The sequence below is a fragment of the Clostridium gallinarum genome, from assembly GCF_014836325.1.
In the GTDB taxonomy this organism is placed as follows: Bacteria; Bacillota; Clostridia; order Clostridiales; family Clostridiaceae; genus Clostridium; species Clostridium gallinarum.
In genome coordinates this window covers 1-23,961 of sequence record NZ_JACSQZ010000017.1, presented here as the reverse complement: position 1 = coordinate 23,961, position 23,961 = coordinate 1, and the positions used below count along the sequence as shown (strand labels likewise).

Sequence of the window (23,961 nt, the reverse complement as noted above, 5' to 3'; positions counted from 1 at the left end):
TATTATGTATAAAAATACTTATATAAATACAAAAACCTACATAATAGATCTTAAAATCTATTATGTAGGTTTTAACTAATTGATAATATTAATTTTAAACTTCTTCATTCATAATTCCAAGCTTATCAAATACTATAAATGCTAAATTTAATACTATTCCAACTACAGTTGCAAGTCCCATTCCAGATAACTCAACAACACCTATACTTAATTTTATACCACTTAAGCCTACCATAAATATAACTGATGTAAGTATTAAATTTCTTGATTTTGAGAAATCTACTTTTTCTTCAATAAATGTTCTAAGTCCTGATGTAGCAATTGTACCAAATAATAATATACTAACTCCACCTATTACAGGAGTAGGTATTGTGCTTATTATAGCTGAAAGCTTACCAGAAAACCCTAATATTATTGAAAATATTCCTGCACCACATATTACATATACACTGTATACTTTTGTTAATGCCATAACACCTATATTTTCACCATAAGTAGTAGTTGGCACTGACCCAAACATACCAGAAATCATAGTTGATAAGCCATCACCTAAAAGTGATCTATGAAGACCAGGATCTTTAGATAAATCCTTACCTACTATACTACTAGTAACCTTTAAATGTCCTATGTGTTCTGCTATTACTACAAAGGTTGCTGGAAGTATAGTTATGATTGCTGTAATATCAAAATGTGCTAATTTTATTTGTGGTAATGTAAAAAATCCCGCATTAGCTATAGATGTAAAATCTACAAGCCCCATAAAACAAGCTGTTATGTAACCAACAACAACTCCTATTAATATAGGAATTACTTTTAAAAAGCCTCTTAATAAGACACTACTTAATATTACTGCTAAAAGAGTTACTGTAGAAACTATAACCCAAGTTGGATTTAGCTCTGGAGAATTTGATCCTCCAACAGGAAATCCTGCCATATCAGCTGCTGTAGTAGCAAGTTCTAATCCTATTATAGTAACTATAGCTCCCATTGCTGCTGGTGGAAATAATTTGTTTATCCAGCCTGTCCCAGTATAACCTACAATAATTGCAACAATTGAAAAAACTAGACCAGAAATTACAAATCCACTTTGTACAGTTTGGAAATTATAACCTTCACTAAATAATAAGAAAGTTGGTGCTAGAAAAGCAAAACTTGATCCTAAGTATGCTGGTATTCTTTTCTTTGTTATAAATGCATAAAGCAATGTTCCTATACCATTGAAAAATAATACAGTTGTTGGATCAATATTAAATAATATTGGAACTAAAACCGATGATCCAAACATTGCAAATAAATGTTGGATACTTAAAGGAATAGCTCTCTTCATAGGAACTTTTTCGGTAACATCAACCATTAGAATTTCATTCTCAGAATTTTTTGACATAATATTATCTCCCTTCTTAGTTTCTCTGAACTAAATTAAAAGTATTTTTATAAAATATATCATTTTTTTCGATTAAATACAACATATTTTTTAATAATTTGTTAATATTATTAAATTTTATAGATTCTATTTTACTGTAAAACAAATTATTTTATTTCTATTGTTTTTTCATATAAAAATAAATCTATATTTACCTTTGTTGTATCACCACTTTTTTCTACATTAACAAATTTATTTAAGAAATTTGGAATCTCAGACTTTATCTCCTCTATACTTGAAATATTGATATTTTTAACTTTCTCTTCTATTATTTTTCCTACTGCAAAATTTCCAGATAAAAGTACACCTACTATAGCTATAACAATAGCTAATTTAAAAACTTTTTTCACTAATGAAAGTATAATTCCTACTATAAGTATAGCTCCAATTATAAGTATTATATTGTTATTCATAGATTACCTCCTTAAGATATATTTAAATAGTATTTTAATATTAAAATACATATAAAAAGAAGTCAAATATTGACTCCTTTTTATGTAATTATTTGCTTGTATTTGATGTATAAACCCTTGCAGCTAATTCATCGTCCATTAAATAAAGTCCAGCAGGATTATCTTCAATTCTTCTGACTCTCTTTACTAATGAGCTAAAACTATTTTCTTCTTCAACTTGCTCATCTATAAACCACTTTAATAAACTAATAGTTGAATGTTCTCTTTCCTCATAAGCAATATCTGTTAATTCATAAATCTTCTTAGTAACTAATTGCTCATGTTCATAGCCCTTTTCAAATACATCAATTATTCCATCATATTCTGCTTTTGGCTTATCTATTTGTTCTAAGACAACTGATCCATTTTTTTGATATATATAATCATATATTTTCATAGCATGATCTAATTCTTCTTTTGCTTGAACTCTAAAAAAGTTCGCAAAACCAGCTAAATCTATTGATTCACAATATCCAGCCATTGCAAGATATGTATAAGAAGAATAAAATTCAAAATTAACTTGATCCTTTAATGCCTTTAATAATCTTTCACTTAACATAAAATATGCCTCCTTATATATAATATCTCCCTCTTATATTTTATACCATTTTATATTGTTTTTTACAATGATTTTAACTAATTTTTATACTAAACTTAAAATTAATTGGAGAATTTCGATATTTTATTATTCATATCTACAATTTAATTACTTATAAATAATTAAAAAGACTTAGCTAAAAAACTAAGTCTTAAAAAAATTAAAAGGCATGGCTCCTATTGAATATAAGAGCTATACCTTAGTGATGTAATTTTATATTATTTCAGTCTACTTGACATGGTGTTATTAATTTAAATATTCTCTTATTAAACTTGTATGATATTTTGCATCTAAAACATCATTTTCTGGTCCAATATTTTCTAAGACTATTATAGTACGATCTTTTTCTATATCATATTCAGTATTTGAGGTAAATCCATCTATAAAACCACTATGGCTTATAAGATTTTCTTTAATAAAAAGTCCATATCCATAATCATCAACTGGTGTTGTCATTTCATTATAAGATTCTTTTGATATAATCTCTCCAGTATGTAAAGATCTACACCAACGGAAGATATCATAAATATTTGAATAAATAGCCCCAGCAGCATAAGTAAATTCTGGATTAGCTACAACTATTCCTGATTCACTGCTTCCATATCCTTTAGCATCAAAATTTAATGGTACTAAACTGCTACTATTCATTTCAGCTGGTTTAAATATATATTCATTTAAATAATCTTCAAAAGACATCCCAGAAGCTTCTTCTATAATTAAACCAAGTAAATAATAATTAGTATTACAATAATCATATTCTTCATTTGGTTCAAAAAGTAAATCTGTTAAATACATATTCTTTAATATTAATTCTTTAGACCATCTATCATCTTCAACATATTTATCATAATAAACATTATCTTCATATTCTTTTAAAAGACTTTTAGTATCTTCATCTAACATGAATGTTTCCACTTCATTAAGATAATCTGGAATACCTGATCTCATTTGCAATAAATTTTTCACTGTAATTTTATTAGCGTATTTGTAATCTGGAAAATATTTATCTATAGTTTCATTAATATCTATTTTATTTTGTTCTACTAATTGCATTATAACAGCTGCTGTAAACTGTTTTGTATTTGATGCAATTGCAAAACGTGTAGTTAGTGTATTTTCTATATTATTTTCATAATCAGCATACCCATATGCTTTTGCAAAAACAATCTTGTCCCCTTCAGCAACTAATACTGTTCCTTGTAACTTTTTATCTAAAGCCTCTTCATCTAAAAACTTTTCTAAACCTTCATATCCTACTTCTACAACCTTTTCAACCGCTTCATCAATTTTATATCTTTGACTTAACTCTTCATTTACAATTATATTATTACTAATACCTATAGTATTGTTAGTACATGAAGTTAATGTTAGCATACAAGTATAAACACATAATACTCCTAATAGTAAATATCTCTTTTTCATAAATCCCTCCATCTATTCTTATTCCAAATATATATTAACATTTTTAATAAAAAAGTTCATCTGTTAATTGTATTTATGAACTCTTAATGATTTAAAATAGAATAATGTAAAGTATAAAAAGTTATTTGTATGATAATATTTTATAACTTTTTTAAAGAGTAAATAAGAGTAGTATTTGAATACTACTCTTTAAATTATATATTTAGCTATATTAACTTATCTATTATTCCCAAATTTCATTAGCTATTTCTTTTACTAATTTTAATTTTGCCCACTGCTCTTCTTCAGTAAGCTTATTCCCTTCTTCTGTCGATGCAAATCCACACTGAGGGCTTAGACATAATCTTTCAAGTGGAATATACTTTGAAGCTTCTTTTATACGATTTATTATATTTTCCTTATTTTCAAGTATAGGTGATTTTGTAGTTATAAGACCTAATACAACTTTCTTATCATCACTTACATATTTTAGTGATTCAAATCCACCTGAACGCTCATCATCAAATTCTAAGTAAAAAGCATTTACATCTTCATTTCTAAAAAGATCTTTTGCTACTCTATCATATGCTCCTTCACAAGCCCATGTTGAATGGAAATTACCACGACAAATATGAGTATTGATAACCATATCTTTAGGCTTGTCTTCAATTGCAAGATTATTTACTCTAATTAACTTTTCAATTACTTCTTGTAACCCTTCATCGTTAGTTCCAAGTATAAATAGAGCATTAGGATCTACACATACTCCCCATGTACAATCATCAAATTGAACATTTTTACATCCAGCTTCATATAAATCTTTAATTACCTTTTTATATCCTTTTGCTATATCATTAATAAGTTCTTCTTCATCAGGATAAATTTCTCTAGTTTTATCTATATTATCAGGTGTAATCAATTGAAATAAAAATTGTGCTGGTGCAGGTATTGTTTGACGGGCAACTGTATTCTCATCTTCAAATTGTTTTACAAACTTAAAATCATCTACAAAGGAATGATAATCCACAGAGATTTTTCCTGTAAGAAAGGTATCATCAATTAAAGCAGGCTCTCCATGGAATGGAATACCATTTTTTGTTTTTTGATGTCCAATACCATTAAATCCCCACATAAAATCAAGATGCCATGAACTTCTTCTAAATTCTCCATCTGTAATTGAAACTAATCCAACTTCTTTTTGCTTTTCAATTAATTCTGTAATTGCTTTATCTTCTATGATTTTTAACTCATTCTTATTGATAACTCCATCAGCATAATCTTTTCTAGCTTTCTTTAAATAATCAGGTCTTAAAAAACTTCCAACTATATCATATTTAAATGGTGCATTTTTACTCATATAACTCTCTCCTCTTTCTCTAAAACTTTTATTAAATTTAGTATAGAATAATTTTCCTTACTTGAAAAATACAAAAAAATAGGAGTTTGTTATAGCTTTAAACTATATCAAACTCCTATTATATATTTTCCATTATATCAACACATTTAAATTACTTTATGTAATCACCTAAATGATTTTTTAATGCTTCCATATATGCTTTTCCATATCTACTTAAAGACATATTTTTTTGAACTATAGTTCCAATACACATATGTTCATCTACAAGAAGAGGCTTTGCTATTATATTCTCACCATTAAGCTCTTTACTTATAACTCCAGAACTTACTGTATATCCATTTAATCCAACAGCAAGATTAAATAAAGTTGCTCTATCACTTACCTTTATATTTTTACTACGATCCAAGGTGCTTAGAATTTCTTCTGAGAAATAAAATGAATTATAATCTCCTTGCTCAAAGGAAAGGTATGGATAATCATTTAACTCTTCTAAAGTAAGTACCTTCTTATTAGCAAGTGGATGCTTTGAACTAATGAATACATGAGGTTTTGCAATAAATAATTTTTCAAAAACTAACCCATTCTGTTTAATAATTTTCATAATTACTTCCTCATTTTTAGATGAAGTATATAATATACCTATTTCACTTTTAAGCCTACTTACATCCTCAATAATTTCATAGGTCTGAGTTTCCCTTAAAGTAAAATCGTAATGATTTCCCCCAAATTCCCTAATAACATCCACAAAAGCATTTACTGCAAAGGAATAATGCTGAGTAGATACTGAAAATCTAGGACTTTGCTTTTTTATATTTAAAAACTTTTCTTCTAAAAGGTTAACTTGTTCAAGGACTTGTCTAGCATAAGCAAGAAACTCATTACCTTTATTTGATACTACAATCCCCTTATTAGTTCTGTTAAATATAGTAATTTGCATTTCCTCTTCTAATTCCTTGATAGCATTAGTTAAGCTTGGTTGAGAAATAAATAGCTCTTTTGCAGCACCACTAATGCTTCCACTATCTGCAACTGTTACTATATATTTTAATTGTTGTAATGTCATAATTTATTTTCCCCCTTTTATTTATTATATAAGATTTTATATTTTTTTGTTGTTATATTTATAAAGAAAAAGAGATTACAAATTAATCATTGTAATCTCTTTTACTAATTTATAGATTATTAATTATTTTAATTCACTCTTAAAGTAATCAAGCATGAATAATGCTGTACTAACTTCTTGATCTGTTGCATCTTGATTATTGTATATAGCACTTGCATACTCTATTCCATATAAGAAGTTATTCCATCTTACATCTTGATAGCTTCCTTTTTCTATTGCTTTAGCTTCGTTAATTTTCTTTTCAAGCTCTACTTTATTTTCTCTAATAACTAAGTTCTTAGATGATTCATTAATTTTATTTAATATAGCATCTACTTCTTCTTGTGTAGCTTCTTCATTAGCTAAAACTTTTTTACCTTCTTCTATTAATGCTTTATGTGAAGTAATAGCATCTTTGAAGTAATGTAATTCATTTAAATCACTATTTTGGTTTATAGCTTCTTCAAGGCTTGTAAAGTCTGTTTTTTTAGTTAAAGCACTTACTGCATCTTTTATAGCTTTTACAGCTTCATCTATTACAGTTTGATCTTTTGAAGTTAATGTTTCTTCACCTTTAGCTATTGCTTCTTTTAATACATTAATAGTTTCTTCTGTGTAATCAGTTAAATCTAAAGCTTTTGCTTCTTCTAAAGCTTTTACTAATTCTGTTCTATCATAATTAGCTACTTTTAAGAATCTAGCATTTGCCCAGTCTGCATGGTCCCAAGTGTTTCCGTTAGTAGATGTTTCAACTACAAGTTTTAATTGTTTTGAGTTTCTAACATCTACTGTTAAACGTTCCATTGGTGTATTTGACTTCATAACATCTGTTTGAGCTTTTAATACTCCATCAACATATACTTTGAATATAACACTTGAGCTAGTATTTCCTGCAACTTGTTGATCTATACCTACCCATGTGTCAAATACATCATATCCTTCTGAATTATAAACAATTTGTGAATATGAGTGAGTACCTATACCTGTTTTGAAAGTTTTAACCTCATTATTTTCATCTAATAATCTTATTGCATTACCGCTTACAGCTTTATTTTTTCCTATGCTACCTGATCCTATGCTTGCTGAGTTCCAATTTAAACTTGATAATTGAACTTCATCTTCAACAACTGCCACAAATCTTGTAAAGTCTGAAGTTAATCCATCACTATCAGTTACAGTATAAACAATTGTAAATACTCCTGATTTTCCTTTTACAAAGTCTGAAGATTTTACTGTAATATTTTTAGTTATATCTCCATCTTCAAAGTCAGTAGCTTTTAATCCATTCATTAAATCTACTTCTTCATCCATTGAGTATACTAAGTTATCTCCAGTTATTGTTGGTTTAGATTCCATAGTGAATAATTTTGCACCTGCCCAATCACCATGGTCAGCATCTGTTCCGTTACCAGCATCTGTTATTACTAATTTTAACTCTTTAGCACCTTTAACATCTACTTTAACGTACTTTTGATCTGTATCTCTTGTCATAACTCCACTATTATATTTTTCTACACCATCTACATAAACTTTAAATTCAATTGATGTTAAGCTAGAATTTGAGTTTCTATCTCCACCTATATATGATTCAAAGTATTCATAGTCTTTTCCTTCTAGATCATATACATATTCTGAATATGCATGTAAACCTAATCCCTTAGCATAAGTAACAGTATCTTCTCCTCTTTTTAAAGATATTGTTCCTCCACTTATACTCTTATCTTTTCTAACTGTTCCCCAACCATTCTTTGTTGATGTTGCAGTCATATCACTTAAGTATGTTTTATTAGCTACTACATTAACTTTAGTTTTAGCACTGTATACTATTCCACCTGATCCTTCTACAAAGTAAACTACTTCATATTCTCCAGTTCTAGATGTGTTAACATTAGATTCTACTTTTACTGAATCTACAATTGAATTTCCTTTCATATCCTTAGCTACAATATAAGATTTAGCATTAAATTCTTCACCTAATCCTATAGTTATTACTGGATTTACTGAAATTGTTGGCTGAAGAGCTCCAACTTCTATTTCATCTATTGCATTTAATTTTATATCATATGGAGTTACAGTATATACTTCATCATCATCTAGGTTAGAACTTGTATCAACAAAGCTATCATTATAAGCAAATCCTATATATTTTCCATCTTTACGTATTTCATATCCTAATAGATTATTTTTATTAGCTTCATCTATTGAGAATACAAGTTTTACATTTCCATTTGAACCAACTGTTTTTACTGATACATTTACATCTTCTGTAAATCCATTACCTGTATAATTAATTGCTTTATCATTTATATAGTAAATTTTCTTATCTGGTTTTTCATATTTAGCTGATATTTCTGCTTTAGCTTCATCGCTTAATCTTATACCATGTCTTTCGAAGAACTCAGTTAAATCTAATTGCATTGCATCAGATGCTGCTACAACCCATGACTTATAGATATCTTCTCTTGTCTTATTTCCATAGTTATTTGCTCTGAATTGTTGTTCAAACTTACCATAGAAAGTATTGTCATATAGGTATAATTGCCATAATGGAGTTATTTGTGCTAAATCTGTTGAATCATCTACATTATATAATGCATTATTAGAATAATCATCTAATCCAACCTTTGGATAAATTCTACTCCAAACATCAAATTTTGTTAATCTTGTAGTACCTTCGTATTTTGCTCCAAAGAATAATGGCATAATATTATTTGTAACTTCAGCTATTGCTCTTCCAGTTGTATCAAAGTTATGACCAAGTTCATGCATTGTTCCCCAGCCTACATCAGCTCCAACTATACAGTTTTGGTTACCAGGTCTTATTCCAATTATACCAGCATGAGCATTCATAAATACTCCACCAGTAAGATTTTTCATCATTGGCATTATTCTAAAGTTATAATCTGAGTTTATTTCACTTGATCCATCAAATCCCCAGAAGCCCATTGCCTCTCTAACTATTTGATCCCATCTTTCAGCTGTGTATTTAGGAGTTTTATTATTTTTTGTGTACCAATCTAAAGCATAAGTAGCTTGTACTAAACCTAATGATTTTTCTCCACTAACTGCAAATACATTTGGTGTAGTTGAAGGATTTTCTTTTATTTTAGCTACATAAGCTTCTAACTCTTTCATTACTTCATTTTCATCTGATTTACCAAGTACGAATACAGGATATTTCTTAGCTCCTTCTATTCTTACCTTTGGTGCTCTTGTTTGACTATCACTGCTATAGTTTGTAAAGAATAATTCTCCACCTTGGATAGTTCCAGATAAAATTCCATTTGACGTTGCATCTATTGTTGGTATAGTTATTACATTTTTACCTTTCTTTAATTGGAAAGTAGTTGCGCCACCATGTTGTGTAGCCGCTTGTCTATATAATAATGTTGGAGTTGGTTCTCCATCTTCTACATCAACATATACTGTGATAACATCTCCAGCTACAGCTGACATACCTGTTACCTGCCAATCTTGGAATCCCCACATTTTTCTATTATTAGTTTCAGCTACAGAGTTTCCTCTCATTTCTAATTCCATTACATCTTGTTGTACTGGATTATTTAATACTTCTTTAGCTAAATCTATTATTTCTTTAAATTTACTTTCATATAATGGATGAGTTTTTGCTGTTTCTTCTAAAGCACTTATTTCATTTAAGCCATTAAACTTATCTGATATAGCACTCATTGTTCCATCTGTAAATAATGAATCTACAGAATTCCATACTTCATCAGATTTATAGAACATTATTTCATTTAATGTTGCTGAGTTTTGATCTGACTTTTTGAATTTAAATTTAATTCTCTTAAATTCTGTTTCATTAAATTTAGCTTCTACAAGTCCTGAAACTTTGTTATATGATCCTGTTGCAATTAATTGATATGTATCACCTTTGCTTGTTGTAGTTCCATATATTTCAACTTCTGTTGCAAAACCTTTTAAATCACTTTGTCTTGAACCATAAACTACTCTATCAAATTTTACTATATCATTAAATTCAACTTCAACTTCATTTGTAAAGCTACCGCCATTTAAACTTCCTGTTTCCCAGTAAGTAGATAAATCACCATCTATAGCATTTTCTATTTTTTGGCTTGCATATTGTCCACCATTAGTTTTTATGGATTTTATTTTATCTGATGATATTCTATATAATTTGTTATAATCATCATTTTCGTTATAATCTACTTTTGACATATTTGCTTTTGTAGCTTCTATTGTTTTATTTTCTACTACTATTTTAGCATTGTCGATTGATTCCTTTAATTCATTATATAAAGGATGTTCTTTAGCTTTTTCTTCAAGTGCATTTAATTTTTCTGTAGTATTAAACTCTTCACTTACTTTGCTTAAAGTATTGTCTGTAAATAATCTATCAACAGCATCTTGCACATCATCTTTTGTATAGAACATTATTTCACTTAAGCTTGCCCAGTTTTGATCTGAGTTTACAAACTTGAATTTAACTCTCTTAAATTCTGTTTCATTAAATTTAGCTTCTACAAAGCCTGAAACCTTGTTATATGTTCCTGTTGCAACTAATTGATATGTATCTCCCTTACTTGTTGTTGATGCATATATTTCAACTTTTGTTGCAAATCCTTTTAAGTCACTTTGTCTTGGTGCATATACTACTCTATCTAATTTTATTGTATCTTTAAATGTAATTTCAACTTCGTTCTTGAAAGTATTGCTATTTCCAGTTGCTGTTTCCCAGTAAGTGCTTAAGTTACCATCTATAGCATTTCCAATTACTTGATCCCAATACTTTCCGCCATTGTTGCTAATTGATTCTATTTTATCTCTTGATACTTTAAATAAGTTATTATAATCTTCATTTTCAACATAAGAAGCTTTTCTCATAGTAGCTTCTGTTGCTTCTATTTTCTTGTTTTCTAATACTATTTTAGCATTTTCGATTGATTCCTTAAGTTGACTATATAAAGGATGAGTTTTAGCTTTTTCTTCAAGTTCATTTAATTTTTCTATAGTATTAAATTCTTCACTTACTTTGCTTAAAGTCTTGTCTGTAAATAATCTATCTACAGCATCTTGTACATCATCCTTTGTATAGAACATTATTTCACTTAAGCTTGCCCAGTTTTGATCTGAGTTTACAAACTTAAATTTAACTCTCTTAAACTCTGTTTCATTAAATTTAGCTTCTACAAATCCTGAAACCTTGTTATATGCTCCTGTTGCAACTAATTGGTATGTATCACCCTTACTTGTTGTTGATGCATATATTTCAACTTTTGTTGCAAATCCTTTTAAGTCACTTTGTCTTGGTGCATATACTATTCTGTCTAATTTTACTGAGTTTTTAAATGTAACTTCAACTTCATTCTTGAAAGTATTACTATTTCCTTTTGAAGTTTCCCAGTAGCTAGTTAAATCTCCATCTACAGCATAGTCTATTTTTTGACTTGCATAATGTCCACCATTATTGCTTATTGATTGTATATTTTCATAAGACATTCTATATAGATCATTATATTTTTCATTAGCTACATATGAAGCTTGTCTCATAGTTGCTTCTGTAGCTACTATTTCTTTGCTTGAAACTACTGCTTTTGCATCTTCTATTATTTGTTTAAATTCATTATATAATGGATGGTTTTTAACACTTTCTTCAAAAGTATTTAAACTTTCTAAGCTATTAAACTCTTCACTTACTTTAGTAAATGTGTTATCTGTAAATATTGTCTTTACTTTATCTGAAGCTGAATCTTCTTTGTAGAACATCATTTCTGATACTGTTGCTGTACCTGAATTTTTAAATACAAATTTAATTCTCTTGAATTTCGTTGGATTAAATTTAATTTCTACCATATCTGCTGTTTTGCTTGCTGTAGCACTTGTTACTAATTGGAATGTATCTCCTTTAGTTGTGCTCGATGCCCAGATTTCGAAATTTTCTGCAAACCCAACTGTATTCCATGCAGATCTGTATGCTATTCTATTTAAAACTGTTTCATCTCTTAATGTAAATATTAATTCATTTTTAAAATCATTTGTCGTATGCTTACCAGTTTCCCAATATGTATCTAATTTTCCATCTATAATTTTGCTAACAGATACACTGTCTCTTAATGAGCCACCTGTACTAGTTAAAGTTTGTATATTTGAATTATCCATTTTAAATTCTTTATCATACGCTTCTCTATTTGACGAGTAGTACGTATCAAACTTTGAAACTGTTGCTTCACTAGATTCTATTTTTATTTGATTTAATAAACTTCTTGCATTTTCAATATTTTCTTTATATTCTTCATATAATGGATGTTCTTTTAATTCTAATTCTAGGTTGTCTATAGCTTCTTTATTATTAAACTCATCTGAAACTTTTGACATTGAATTATCAGTAAATAATCTATTTGCTTTATCTAAAACCGTATCTTCTTCATAGAACATCATTTCTGATGCTGTTGCAGTTCCATTATTTTTAAATCTAAATTTAATTCTCTTAAATTTTGTTGGATTAAATTTAATTTCTACAACATCAGCTGTTTTAGTTGCTGTTGCTTCTGCTACTAATTCAAAATCGTCTCCATCCTCTGTTTCAGATGCTAATATTTCAAAATCTTCAGCAAATCCAACTGTATTCCATGCGGATCTATATGCTATTCTATTTAATGTAGTTTCTTTTTCTAAAGTAAATGTTAATTCATTTTTAAAATCATTTGATGTATGCTTACCTGTTTCCCAATAAGTATCTAACTTTCCATCTATTATATTATCAGTAGATACAGTATTTCTTAAATTTCCGCCAGTACTAGTTATACTTTTTATATTGGAGTTATCCATTTTAAATTCTTTATCATAATTATCTTTATATTTTGAATAATATATATCAAATCTTGAAACCTTAGTTTCAGTAGCTTGTACTTCTTGAGAATATTGTGTATTATTCACAGCAGCAAAAGCGTTTATATTTGGTGCTGTAACATTAATTGTTAGTGCAGCAACAATTACAGCAGCAATCTTCTTTTTGTTCATATTTATCCTCCTCATAATAGTATTAAAAAGTAAACCAAATTATTTATAACTAAATAATTTTTATACAAATAATACATCTTTTTTATAAAATATTATCTTATTTTTAATTATATTTATACTTTTTTATCCCCAATATTTTCTTATTATATAATAATAATTTTCTTTTATTATGTCAATAATAATTATTAATTAATTTTTATTATCTAAGAAATTTTTCTTAGTGAGGATATATTTTACATTTATATTTTTATCATATAAAATACCTTTTATTTTGTCAATATTAATTTAATTAAATTTTAAATTAAATTAAATTTATAATTAAACTAATTTTATATTGCCTTTTAAGTAAAAAATAAAAGGCTTAGTTTTTTACTCAAGCCTTTAAATTAATTATATATTAAGATTTTTCACTATTTATTTTGTAATTTAACTTTATTAAATCAGAAGAATATTCTAAAAATATATCTAAGTATATTATTTCTGAGTGGCAAAATTTAATAATATCTTTTTCTGCAATATCTCTTTTATAGTAATCATGAGCAAATCTATTTCTTAGAGTTACACACTTAATTAAAAAATTACATAGATATTCATTCATTATAATATACTGATTTTCACTTCTTGTCTTTGTAAGACTTTTAACGTCAAATTTACAACTGATTTTTCAGTAATATTAGTAACAATTTCTTCTGTATTATTTATGTCTTTTAAAACTGAATTTTTATTAATATCGACTTCAAGAATATCTGCTCTTATTAGTTCAATAAAGGGGTTTTCATTAAATATTTCTGTAAATAAAATATTTTCATCGCAAATGTTATGTTCAATAACTTTATCTAATTTAGTATTATAATCAATTTTATAATTGTAAAAATCTAATTCATCTTGAGTAGAATTTTTATTAAAAATAGGTTTTTTAATAAAATTAATATTTGTATTAAATTCAAAAGGCGTCTCAACTATACAATATCTTAAATTCCCATAAGTATTTTTACTTATAGGCACACTATATTTTTGTGGTATATACTGAATATTATTTCTTATAAAACCTTTTATAAATAATATTCCTGAATTAGGTTCATCATATTCTGAAACTGAAATAATATTAGATTGAGTTAAAAAGACATTTTTTTTAACTTCTTTAATTTCACTAGCTAATCTGTCTAATTTAATATTAGACTCCAAATTAAATATAATATTTACATCTGCTAAGACAACTGGAATTTTAACTATTAAAGATCCTGATGAAATTTCATTTATATTTAAAATATTTTGTTTAGTAAAAGATTCTACTTGAGAAACAATAGTTTTACAAGGAGCATCTATAGATATATTTTCATTTGTATTCTTATCATTATCCATTTTATGTCACTCTCCTTTTTATGATATTTTTTAATATATTCATTTAATCATCTAATATATAATATACATATTACATATTTGCTGTACTAAGCAGAATATAATTATAATTTTATAGCTAAAAATCCCTGACAACACTTGTATTAAGTATTGTCAGGGATAAACTTAGAAAATATAACTTTTAACTTAAGTGATTGACACTTTATAGAATAATTTTTAAATTAACTTCATAAATTTATAATTTTTATAATCCTAATGCTGTAACATTTACTTGTTGATTTTGTAACACTTTCAATGTTAAATTAACTACAATTTTTTCTGTTAATTTATTGAAAAGTTGTTCTGTTGGATTTTCACAATCTCTATAAGGATCTGCATGAATATCAACTTCTGCAATATCTGCTCTTACTAATTCAGTAAAAGGTTTTTCGTTAAAGTATTCTGAATTGAAAAAGCTTTGATCACAAACATTACGTCCAATAACAGGATCTGCACAAGCATCGCAACTCTTATTTTTATCTGTGAAGAATTCTACTTCAAGTTGAGGTTGATTTGTAACAAATATTGGTGGTCTACGGAAAGTAATCCTTGTTGTAAAATTGAAAGGTACTTCAACTGTACAATGTCTTATATTACCACAAACATTATGAGATCCATATCTACTACAAGTTTTAGTTGCATACTCTATATTCTTTCTTATAAATCCAGCTATAAATAGTATTCCAGTACCAAATTGACCATCTTGAGAAAATGGAATAACTCTAGATTGAGTTAAATATACATTTTTTCTTATTCTCTTAATTTCTATAGCAGGATAATCTAATTTAATAGTAGCCTCTACTGGTATTGTTATATTAGTCTCAGCTATTACAACTGGAATTTTAACAACTACAGGTCCTGGTGCAATTACACTTGGAGTTACAGAAGTTTGTTCAGTAAAAGATTGCTGTAAAGTCTTAACCTCAGCACATTGACCTATCATAGCTGCATTTTCAGCTATATTATCATTAGTATTTATTTTGTTATTATTCATAAATAACTTTTCCTCCTCGGTCTTATTAATTAAAATATTTCATTAAAGCTTATATTATATAATATCTAAAATATAGATTTTTGTGTCTATATATAAATTTAAATATATACATAATAAAAACTAGCCCTTAATTTAATTAAGGACTAGTTTTTAACTTACATCATTTATGAAAACTTCTTTTCCTTTGAATACTATAACTAACTTCTTTATTTTACTTATTCCTCTATCTAAAAGTTCTGTTTCATACTTTTTATCTTCTATTTGATTTTTAGCTTCTTCTATTAATTCTTCTAAGCTTTCTTCATCTTCTTCATCATACCTTTTAAACTCTATTATAATTCCTAACTTACTAATATCTCTTGGTATTACCATTACATCATATCTTCCATAACCTGATTCTCTATTCGATAATACTTGATGAGTTCTATTTAATGATACTAAAAGCCCTAAAGTAAATGCATGATATACTTTCTCTGGCATTTTACCACTTACATCAAAATAGCTAAAACTTTCTCTTACATATCTTGCAAATATTTTCTTAAATACTTTAAAATCAAAATTTACAAGTGCCTTAAGCATTTCATTATATTCTGAAGCTATATAACTTTCACTTTGCCAATCACGGATAATTTTTTCATACATTAATTCAACTTCTAAATTAGGAATTTTTAAGCTATAGTAAAATTCTTTTCCTTCTCTTCTCTTTCCTACAACCTTTAGATAGCCTGACATTAATAAAAAACTCCATATATTATTTTCATCTCTTTCTATATCAGCCATTACTATATTTTCATCTATTTTAGTTTCTATAGTATTTCCTCTAAGCAGTTCTTCAAAGGATTTTTTTAAATCCTCACTCCCCTTAGCTAAGATAGTTTTTATTATTTTATTTTCTGATGTATTTACCCAATATGGCTTAAAATAATCATCTTTATCCTTTAAATAAGATAAAACCGACCATGGATTATATATTACTGTGTTTCCAAAAATATATCCATTGTACCATTTTTTAAATTCTTCTCTTTGCTCTAATATATTAAAATCATTTAATATATTTTCTATTTCTACATCCGTAAATCCAAATTGTTTTGAATACTCTTCTCTAAGCACTGAATAAACATCTAAATTATTAAGTCCAGAAAATATAGACTCTCTAGCTACTCTTAGTATACCCGTAAGCATTGCCTTTTCTAAATATATATTATCCTTTAAGGTATTAGATAAAAAGTTTCTCATAAAATTAATTGTTTCATCATATATCCCTGAGAAATAACTATATTGAATTGGTGTATCATATTCATCTATTAAAATAATAACTTTTTCACCATAATAGTCATAAAGATAATTACTCAATTTTCTTAAAGCTATTTCTACTTCTGCCTTTGTTATTTTTCTATTAATAGTTTTATCAAAAAACTCTTTATCATCATCAAATTTTAAATGTTCATACAAATAATAGTGACTTTTATATGTTTCAGACATAAACACTTTTAACTTCATCTCAAAATCATCAAAGCTATCGTGCTTTTCATCTTTAAAAGTTAAATATATTGTTGGATATATACCTTGCTTTTTCATTATCTCTTCTTCTTTTTCTATAAGAAGGTTGTTAAAAAGATATCTTCTATCTTCATCACATTTTTCAACAAAGTATCTTACCATGGATAAATTAAGAGTTTTACCAAACCTTCTTGGCCTTGGAATTAAAACTATTTGAGATCTATCTTCAAGTAATTCTTTTATTAAAAGGCTTTTATCCACAAAATAATCATCATTATCTATCAATGTTTTAAAGTCACTATGACCTAAAGCTATTTTTTTCATAATATACACCTTCTTTCTAGCTTAAAATTTCTCACTTTATTATTAATTATTATACCATATTTTAATCACCATTATAATTTAGTATTTTAATAATTTCATCTCCATATTTATTAACCTTAATTATTGCATATATTATTCTTTTAATCTTATTATTAAAGTGTCATCTATATCTATTTCATTTATATCACAAGGTTGATAATCTCTTAAATAAGACTCCAATTTTAAAGCTTTCATTGTTCTTTTTATGTTATTAACTATATTTTCACTTCTTCTTTTATAACCAAAGTTTCTTAATAGTGTTCTTAGTTTTAGTCTTACAAAATTATAGTTTTCTATATATGTTAATCTAAGCTTTATAAATCTAAAGAAAGCTTCTACATAGTATTCTTCTCTTTCTAATAGATTCATTTCATATTCACTTCCTAGTTCTTCAAAGATTGTGTTTATTTCCTCTAATTCTTTTTTGTGTTCTTTTAAGCTTAATATAACCATATATTTTGATATTTCATTTATAAATTTCTTTTTATCTTTTCTGTATTTAGGATCTAAAACAATATCTCTATTTTCCCATAAATCTTCTCTTACCATTTTTTCGTCTGATTTTCTAAAATCACTATAATCAAAGAAAACTGCTATATCTTTAGGAGTATACAAATATTTACTCATACTTATCTCCTTTTACCTTGTTACAATTTTTACATAAAAGTTGTAAATTAGATAGAATAGTAAGTCCACCTTTAGCCATAGGTTTTATATGATCTATTTGAAATAACCCTTTATAGTTAGATTCATAGCCACAAGCTTTACAATAATAAGTTCCATCTTTGTTTGTAAATTTATAATATACCTTATCCTTTATTTCCTTTGCTTTTTTAGGAGATATTCTTTCTATTTCATTAATAGATAGTTTTTCTAATTCTCTAGTCTCTTCTATAAAGTCTGAATCTTCAATAGGATAATCTTCTGGATTTTCTAAAATATCTATTTGCTTCTGTAATTGTTGTTTAAAATAAAGTTTCTTATTAAAGTATATTTTTATTATCTGATTTTCATCATTCCAAAGACCTTCAATATAATCATTTATTTCTGAACGTCTCATATCTTTTTCTATTATATTTAAAGCTATAGTCTTTAAGTTTAAAGATTCTCTATCTACATCTTCAAAAGTAATAAATTTAGGCTTACATTCCTTTTCTGCATAGTATTTAAGTATATTCTTTATATCTTCTTTATCATATTTAGGTAGCATATTTTCGTTGAAATATGTATTTTCTACTTCATCTAATAATTTATTCATAACATCATCTTCTATATATTCTTCATTAATGTTATGAGCTTCAAAAATCAATGGTAGATCATTTATAAATTCTTCATACATATCTTTTGTACTATCATAAACTAATACCTGATGATTTTTCTCCATACTATTATCATCAATAAAAGTAAAGGCATACATACCTAAAGGTACTCTTTTCATAAATTCAATCTTTTCTAACTCACTAGTATCAACAGTTTCATCCATTAACATAGCAAATTCCTCTATCTTCTTTATTGAAATAAGCCTTAATAATTTCTTTTCATTATCATAATTATTATCTGCAAACTCATTATTTTCTTGAGTAAGCTCTGGATTTACCCAAGCTATACGCTCCTTCCAATCATCAATAAAGCTAACTACATGTGCTTCCTTAGTTCCACCAGCTTTTTCTCCTCTTAATGCTCTACCAATCATTTGAGTCATTAATATAGTAGAAATAGTTGGTCTGGTTAAAAATACAGTTTTAGTTTGTGGCAAATCAATACCTTCAGTTAATATATTTACATTTATAAGTACTTGAATTTCGCCATCTCTGTATTTTCTTATATTTTCTTCATTGGCTTCATTAGATATATCAACACCTGTAAATTCTAAAAAAGTTCCTGAAACTATTACTTCTGCTTTTACTCCTGATTCTTCAAATAACTTTCTTAAAGCAAAGGCATGTACCCTATTTACTGCAAAAACAATAGTTTGTCCATATATATTCTTCTTTTCTAAATACTTATTTACTATTAATCTATTACGTTCTTTATTCTCTGCTATTTTTTGTGCTACATCTTCTGGAAGGGTATCTAAACTTTCAATACTTTTAATAGCCTTTAGACCTAGATTATCTCCAAAGTTTATTTCCGTTTCACACTCTTCAAAGTTTGGTCTAGATAATATTTCTTTCTTTATTAGATCCTTTAAATCTATTTTAAATACTATTCCATCTTTATATATCTTAGCTAATAGACCTTCCTCATTATCAGCCGTTCTAAAAGGTGTTGCTGTTAAACCAAGTAATTTAACATTCTTCACTTTATCATATATATTATCTATTAATTTTCTATAAGACTTGGCAATTGAATGATGAGCTTCATCTATTACTAAATATATTTCTTCATCTTTACCTATCCATTTATTTATATAATCTAAATTCTTAATAGCACTATCTTTACTAATTATAAGAATATCATCAGATGGTTTTATATGTATTGCTCTATCATGCTTTCCAGAAACTATTCTATAACTAAATTCTGATATGTTATAAAGTAAATTAGAATATGCATTGTTTTTAAAGGTTTCTGCTGCTTGCTCTAATAATAAATGCCTATGGGCTACCCATAAAATTTTCTTTTTATTATTTACAGCTTCCTTTAAAAGCCAGTAAACTGCTGTTGCTGTCTTTCCCCCACCAGTTGGTAAAACTAACAAAGAACTAAAAGAAGCTCTCTTATTAATTTCATTTAATTTAGAAATAGCTTCTATTTGATGTTCATATAAAACTCTTGGATTCTTACCTTCATTTACTTTTTTAGTTCCTGCATAATTTAATTTTACTATATCTTTCATAATTAAATCTCCTTATCTTAATCCCCTAATATTACACTTTATATTACTATAATAATTAAACATATTTTACATTATATTCATACTAAATAATTATAACATTAATATTATTAAAGGAAATATTTTCAACACTTTTTCCAATTTATCGACAAGTATATATTAGATTTTTACATAATAATAAATCACCATTATACCTTTATATACAATGATGATTTATTTTAGGAATATACTTATATTTAATTAATTATATAGATTATAATCTAAATTTATTTTAATAACTGAACAATATATACCACTTTAAATAATTATAAAATTTTTCCTTTATCATTTATTATTAATATACTATTTAAAAGTCTTTCATATACATTTCTCCATTTTGCTTTTACTCCTATAGTCTTATTATTTTTCCAAAACGATTCTGGTCCTGTAGCTCTTTTTAAATCTATTCCGTATTTATTATTTTCATATTTAACTAATTGTACATTCTAATTTAAACCTACCTGTATACATTGATTTTTTATATTACTTAATAATATTACAGCACAAAAATTTTCTGCTGCTCTTGATTTTAAAATTGTTGAAAGTTTTGTTTCATAATATTTATAATCCAAAGAATTCCATTTATTTAATATTAAATATTTCTTATTTTTTATGTCTTTCAAATTTTTACTATATAATAATTTTAAAATATTTAAAGGATCTTCTATTTCATCATTTTCTAAATAAGCAATAATTAAATTATCTTCATTAATATTCTTTATATATAGCCCATCTTCAATTTTATTTTTCTTATTTATTAATTTTTCAATATCATCTATACTTAACTCTACACTTATGTTTTTACTTACAGTTTCTACTCCATTTATAAATTCATCAACTTCACTTTTATTTTTATCAAACTTTTCGAAATCACTTCTCTTTTTATCTATTTCAAATACATACAGTCCATTTGGAGTATTTCTTTCTATATTAGAGTAATTATTTATATTTATAAAATCTAATTTTTTACCATATCCATCAAAACCAAATACATATGAATCATTTTTGCATTTTCTCTGTAATATGCCATAGTACATAAATAATTACATTTATTTTCTAAAGCTCTTGATCTTTGATATATATACCACTTTTTATAATCAACATGTCCACCAGTCAAATTTATTAATATATCAACATCATCATAACATTTACTGAAAAGTAGATTATTAGAATCATAACATATTGTAATTCCTATATTATATCCTTTATATTCTACTGGATAGAATATGTCATTTACAACTTCCTTGTAATCCTCTAAATCAAAAGAAGATATCTGTGTTGCTATATGCTTTCCATAATACTTTATTCCTTCCTCAAATGGAGAAATAAATAATCCATATATAAATCCATTAAAATCAGATCTACTTATAATTATTGGACAATTTGCTTTCTTTGCATATTTTCTTAATATATCTACTATCTCATTAGCATTAGAACTATCATCTCCATAATTAAGATAATTTAAATTTTCTAATTCTAATTCATCTGGACAATAAAAATGCTCCGGAAAGACAAGTAAATCCAAATTATTTTTTTTAGCATTCTTCAAAACTCTATCAAAGTTTTTATTCATTTCTTCTATTGATAATCTAGTATCTTGTAAAAACAATCCTATTTTCATATATTTATATCCTTTCTAATTTTTCTTATTATTCAATTAATTTTCAATATTTTCATAGTCACAAAAATAAATATTATTACATCCATTATTTTTAAAATACTCTAAATGTCCTAATGCCTGCTTTTTAGAAAATAATATACCCATATATGAATTTTTCCACATATTAATTATTGCTCCATTTAAATGTTTATTAACTTCACTTTCAATTTCTATAGATATTAAAGGTATAAAAACATCTTTGATTTTATTATTATTTATTGAAAATATTAATTCATTATTCAAAATATCATTTTCCATATTCTTAGCTATTCTTTTAATCCATTTTATAAAGCTTTTAGGAAGATTAAATCCTAAAACTATATCTAATTTAGGTAAATAATACTTATTATTTATTCTATTTAATTCAAAAATATTTTTTTCATTTGGATCTTTATATGCTTTTCTTTTAAAATAAAATTCAAGTTCCTCATCCAATATGTCTATTTTTCTTGATATATAATCCTCTAAATAATACTTCATTTTAAATTTATCTGATGTATAGTCTTGTTTTATTTCTAAACCAATTGAATTTAAATCTTTAAAAATATAGTCAAATATTTGTATAGATCTATTTTCTCCTCCACTACCTTTTCTTGTTTTAGTATAAGAAGTATTAACTTCTATCTTTTTATCTTCTTCTTTTATCTTTAACCACTCATATGTATTTTTCACTTGACACCAATCTAAAAATATTAAATTTGAACTTCCTAAACATTCATTAAAATATCTTGTTATATTAAGTCCTCTTCTATAAGTGTCTTTCTCTGGAATAGCGGCTTCATTATTGACTATAATAAATTTATTTAATACATTTCCAAAAGTTAAGTTAGTTATATTTCCTATTTGATTCTTACTACTAGTTGCTGCTCCCTCTATCTCAAAAGCAGCTATAGGAATTAATTTCAATTTATTTTCTACTACATCAGGGGATATATATTTCTTTAAAACTTCTATATTAAAATTTTCACTTAAATCTAAAAACCATATAACATCATATATTGAAGAATAATAATTGTCTCTATCTAAATTCACTTCAACTTTAGATATGAATCCTAAGTATTCTCCTAAATCTTTTATAAACTTTTGTATTTCTAAAGTATCATTTTTAGGCATCTTTATCTCCTTTTCATTTCTAAATATGTTAAATATAGTTTAATATGACCTTTTAACTTTTGTTAAATTAACACATTTAATACTAATAATCCTATGTAAAATAATTAAAAATAACCTAAAATTTTACTAATTATATTTTTTTGTTTATAATATTCTAAATTAATTTATAGGATGTGATTTTAAAATGACAGAAAATTTAAAAACAAGTGAATTTAATATTGAAGAAAATACATTAGATATCTCTGAATTTAACAAAGAGAAAAATAATATTCCTTTGAGTAACAGAAGAAAAGACATTGGTGAATCTATTGATAATTTTACTTTTGGTTCTTTTCCATTAAAAAGAAAAAAAGATATTGGTGGATCTGATTTTAATGGTATTCCATTAAAAAGAAAGGATATTGATAAACTATAGATAGCACATTTTCATTAAAAAGCAAATCTTTAATTTAAGATTATAAGATAAATAACATAACATATGAAAGGTTAATTACTTATGTATCTAGATTCATTATTAATAGATTTTTTATCTAAGAAATGTACTTGCTATAAGTTCACTAAATTTATAGTATGGAAGATAGCTAAAGAATTTAATTTAGATTATGATATAAAAATCAAAGAAAATTATTATCTAATTAAAATAGGTAAATATGAAATAATATATGATGACGTTACTTCTAGCAGATTACAACCATCTGGTGGAATTAATGTTTATATATTTATCTT

18 protein-coding genes are annotated in these 23,961 nt (G+C 26.0%); 2 read left to right on the top strand and 16 right to left on the bottom strand.

Annotated elements, in window-relative coordinates:
• Window positions 1-94: 94 nt before the first annotated feature.
• The 16 genes from uraA to H9660_RS06535 form a co-directional block, all read right to left on the bottom strand.
• Window positions 95-1,384 carry a uracil permease gene (gene uraA / locus H9660_RS06610; protein WP_191749578.1) on the bottom strand — a complete coding sequence of 430 codons (1,290 nt, stop codon included), beginning with the start codon at window positions 1,382-1,384 and terminating at the stop codon, window positions 95-97.
• 146 nt (window positions 1,385-1,530) lie between these two features.
• Complete coding sequence (locus tag H9660_RS06605) at window positions 1,531-1,836, bottom strand: hypothetical protein (protein ID WP_191749577.1); 306 nt, start codon at window positions 1,834-1,836, stop codon at window positions 1,531-1,533.
• A gap of 88 nt (window positions 1,837-1,924) precedes the next feature.
• Window positions 1,925-2,434, bottom strand: coding sequence for a ferritin (locus H9660_RS06600; RefSeq protein WP_191749576.1), 510 nt, complete (start codon window positions 2,432-2,434; stop codon window positions 1,925-1,927).
• 285 nt (window positions 2,435-2,719) lie between these two features.
• The gene (locus H9660_RS06595; RefSeq protein ID WP_191749575.1) at window positions 2,720-3,895 is read right to left on the bottom strand and encodes a serine hydrolase domain-containing protein; all 1,176 of its coding nucleotides are present in this window, start codon (window positions 3,893-3,895) and stop codon (window positions 2,720-2,722) included.
• 223 nt (window positions 3,896-4,118) lie between these two features.
• Window positions 4,119-5,231, bottom strand: coding sequence for a 5-methyltetrahydropteroyltriglutamate--homocysteine S-methyltransferase (locus tag H9660_RS06590; RefSeq protein WP_191749574.1), 1,113 nt, complete (start codon window positions 5,229-5,231; stop codon window positions 4,119-4,121).
• A gap of 151 nt (window positions 5,232-5,382) precedes the next feature.
• Window positions 5,383-6,294 carry a LysR family transcriptional regulator gene (locus H9660_RS06585; RefSeq protein WP_191749573.1) on the bottom strand — a complete coding sequence of 304 codons (912 nt, stop codon included), beginning with the start codon at window positions 6,292-6,294 and terminating at the stop codon, window positions 5,383-5,385.
• Between the two features lie 123 nt (window positions 6,295-6,417).
• A complete protein-coding gene (locus tag H9660_RS06580; RefSeq protein WP_191749572.1) occupies window positions 6,418-13,335 on the bottom strand; it encodes an NPCBM/NEW2 domain-containing protein in 6,918 nt (2,305 codons plus the stop codon).
• Window positions 13,336-13,732: 397 nt separating this feature from the next.
• Window positions 13,733-13,933, bottom strand: coding sequence for a hypothetical protein (locus H9660_RS06575; protein WP_191749571.1), 201 nt, complete (start codon window positions 13,931-13,933; stop codon window positions 13,733-13,735).
• On the bottom strand, window positions 13,933-14,697 hold the full coding sequence (locus tag H9660_RS06570) for a CsxC family protein (protein WP_191749570.1): 765 nt from the start codon (window positions 14,695-14,697) through the stop codon (window positions 13,933-13,935). The genes H9660_RS06575 and H9660_RS06570 overlap by 1 nt, the downstream gene beginning before the upstream one ends.
• 241 nt (window positions 14,698-14,938) lie before the next feature.
• A complete protein-coding gene (locus H9660_RS06565; protein ID WP_479927580.1) occupies window positions 14,939-15,757 on the bottom strand; it encodes a CsxC family protein in 819 nt (272 codons plus the stop codon).
• Window positions 15,758-15,877: 120 nt separating this feature from the next.
• The gene (locus H9660_RS06560) at window positions 15,878-17,551 is read right to left on the bottom strand and encodes an AAA family ATPase (RefSeq protein WP_207729431.1); all 1,674 of its coding nucleotides are present in this window, start codon (window positions 17,549-17,551) and stop codon (window positions 15,878-15,880) included.
• Between the two features lie 132 nt (window positions 17,552-17,683).
• Window positions 17,684-18,217, bottom strand: coding sequence for a hypothetical protein (locus H9660_RS06555; RefSeq protein WP_191749568.1), 534 nt, complete (start codon window positions 18,215-18,217; stop codon window positions 17,684-17,686).
• Window positions 18,210-20,426: a DEAD/DEAH box helicase family protein gene (locus H9660_RS06550; RefSeq protein ID WP_191749567.1), complete on the bottom strand. Its 2,217-nt coding sequence runs from the start codon at window positions 20,424-20,426 to the stop codon at window positions 18,210-18,212. The genes H9660_RS06555 and H9660_RS06550 overlap by 8 nt, the downstream gene beginning before the upstream one ends.
• Window positions 20,427-20,908: 482 nt before the next feature.
• Complete coding sequence (locus H9660_RS06545; RefSeq protein ID WP_191749566.1) at window positions 20,909-21,499, bottom strand: hypothetical protein; 591 nt, start codon at window positions 21,497-21,499, stop codon at window positions 20,909-20,911.
• Window positions 21,421-22,083: a nitrilase-related carbon-nitrogen hydrolase gene (locus H9660_RS06540; protein WP_191749565.1), complete on the bottom strand. Its 663-nt coding sequence runs from the start codon at window positions 22,081-22,083 to the stop codon at window positions 21,421-21,423. The genes H9660_RS06545 and H9660_RS06540 overlap by 79 nt, the downstream gene beginning before the upstream one ends.
• Before the next feature lie 36 nt (window positions 22,084-22,119).
• Window positions 22,120-23,235, bottom strand: coding sequence for a hypothetical protein (locus H9660_RS06535; protein WP_191749564.1), 1,116 nt, complete (start codon window positions 23,233-23,235; stop codon window positions 22,120-22,122).
• Between the two features lie 184 nt (window positions 23,236-23,419).
• On the opposite strand from H9660_RS06535, the gene H9660_RS06530 reads away from it, so the two are divergent.
• Window positions 23,420-23,650, top strand: a complete 231-nt coding sequence (locus H9660_RS06530; RefSeq protein ID WP_191749563.1) for a hypothetical protein — start codon at window positions 23,420-23,422, stop codon at window positions 23,648-23,650.
• An 81-nt stretch (window positions 23,651-23,731) separates the two neighbouring features.
• Window positions 23,732-23,961 (top strand): hypothetical protein (locus tag H9660_RS06525; protein WP_191749562.1); only part of this gene is annotated, 230 nt, incomplete at its 3' end.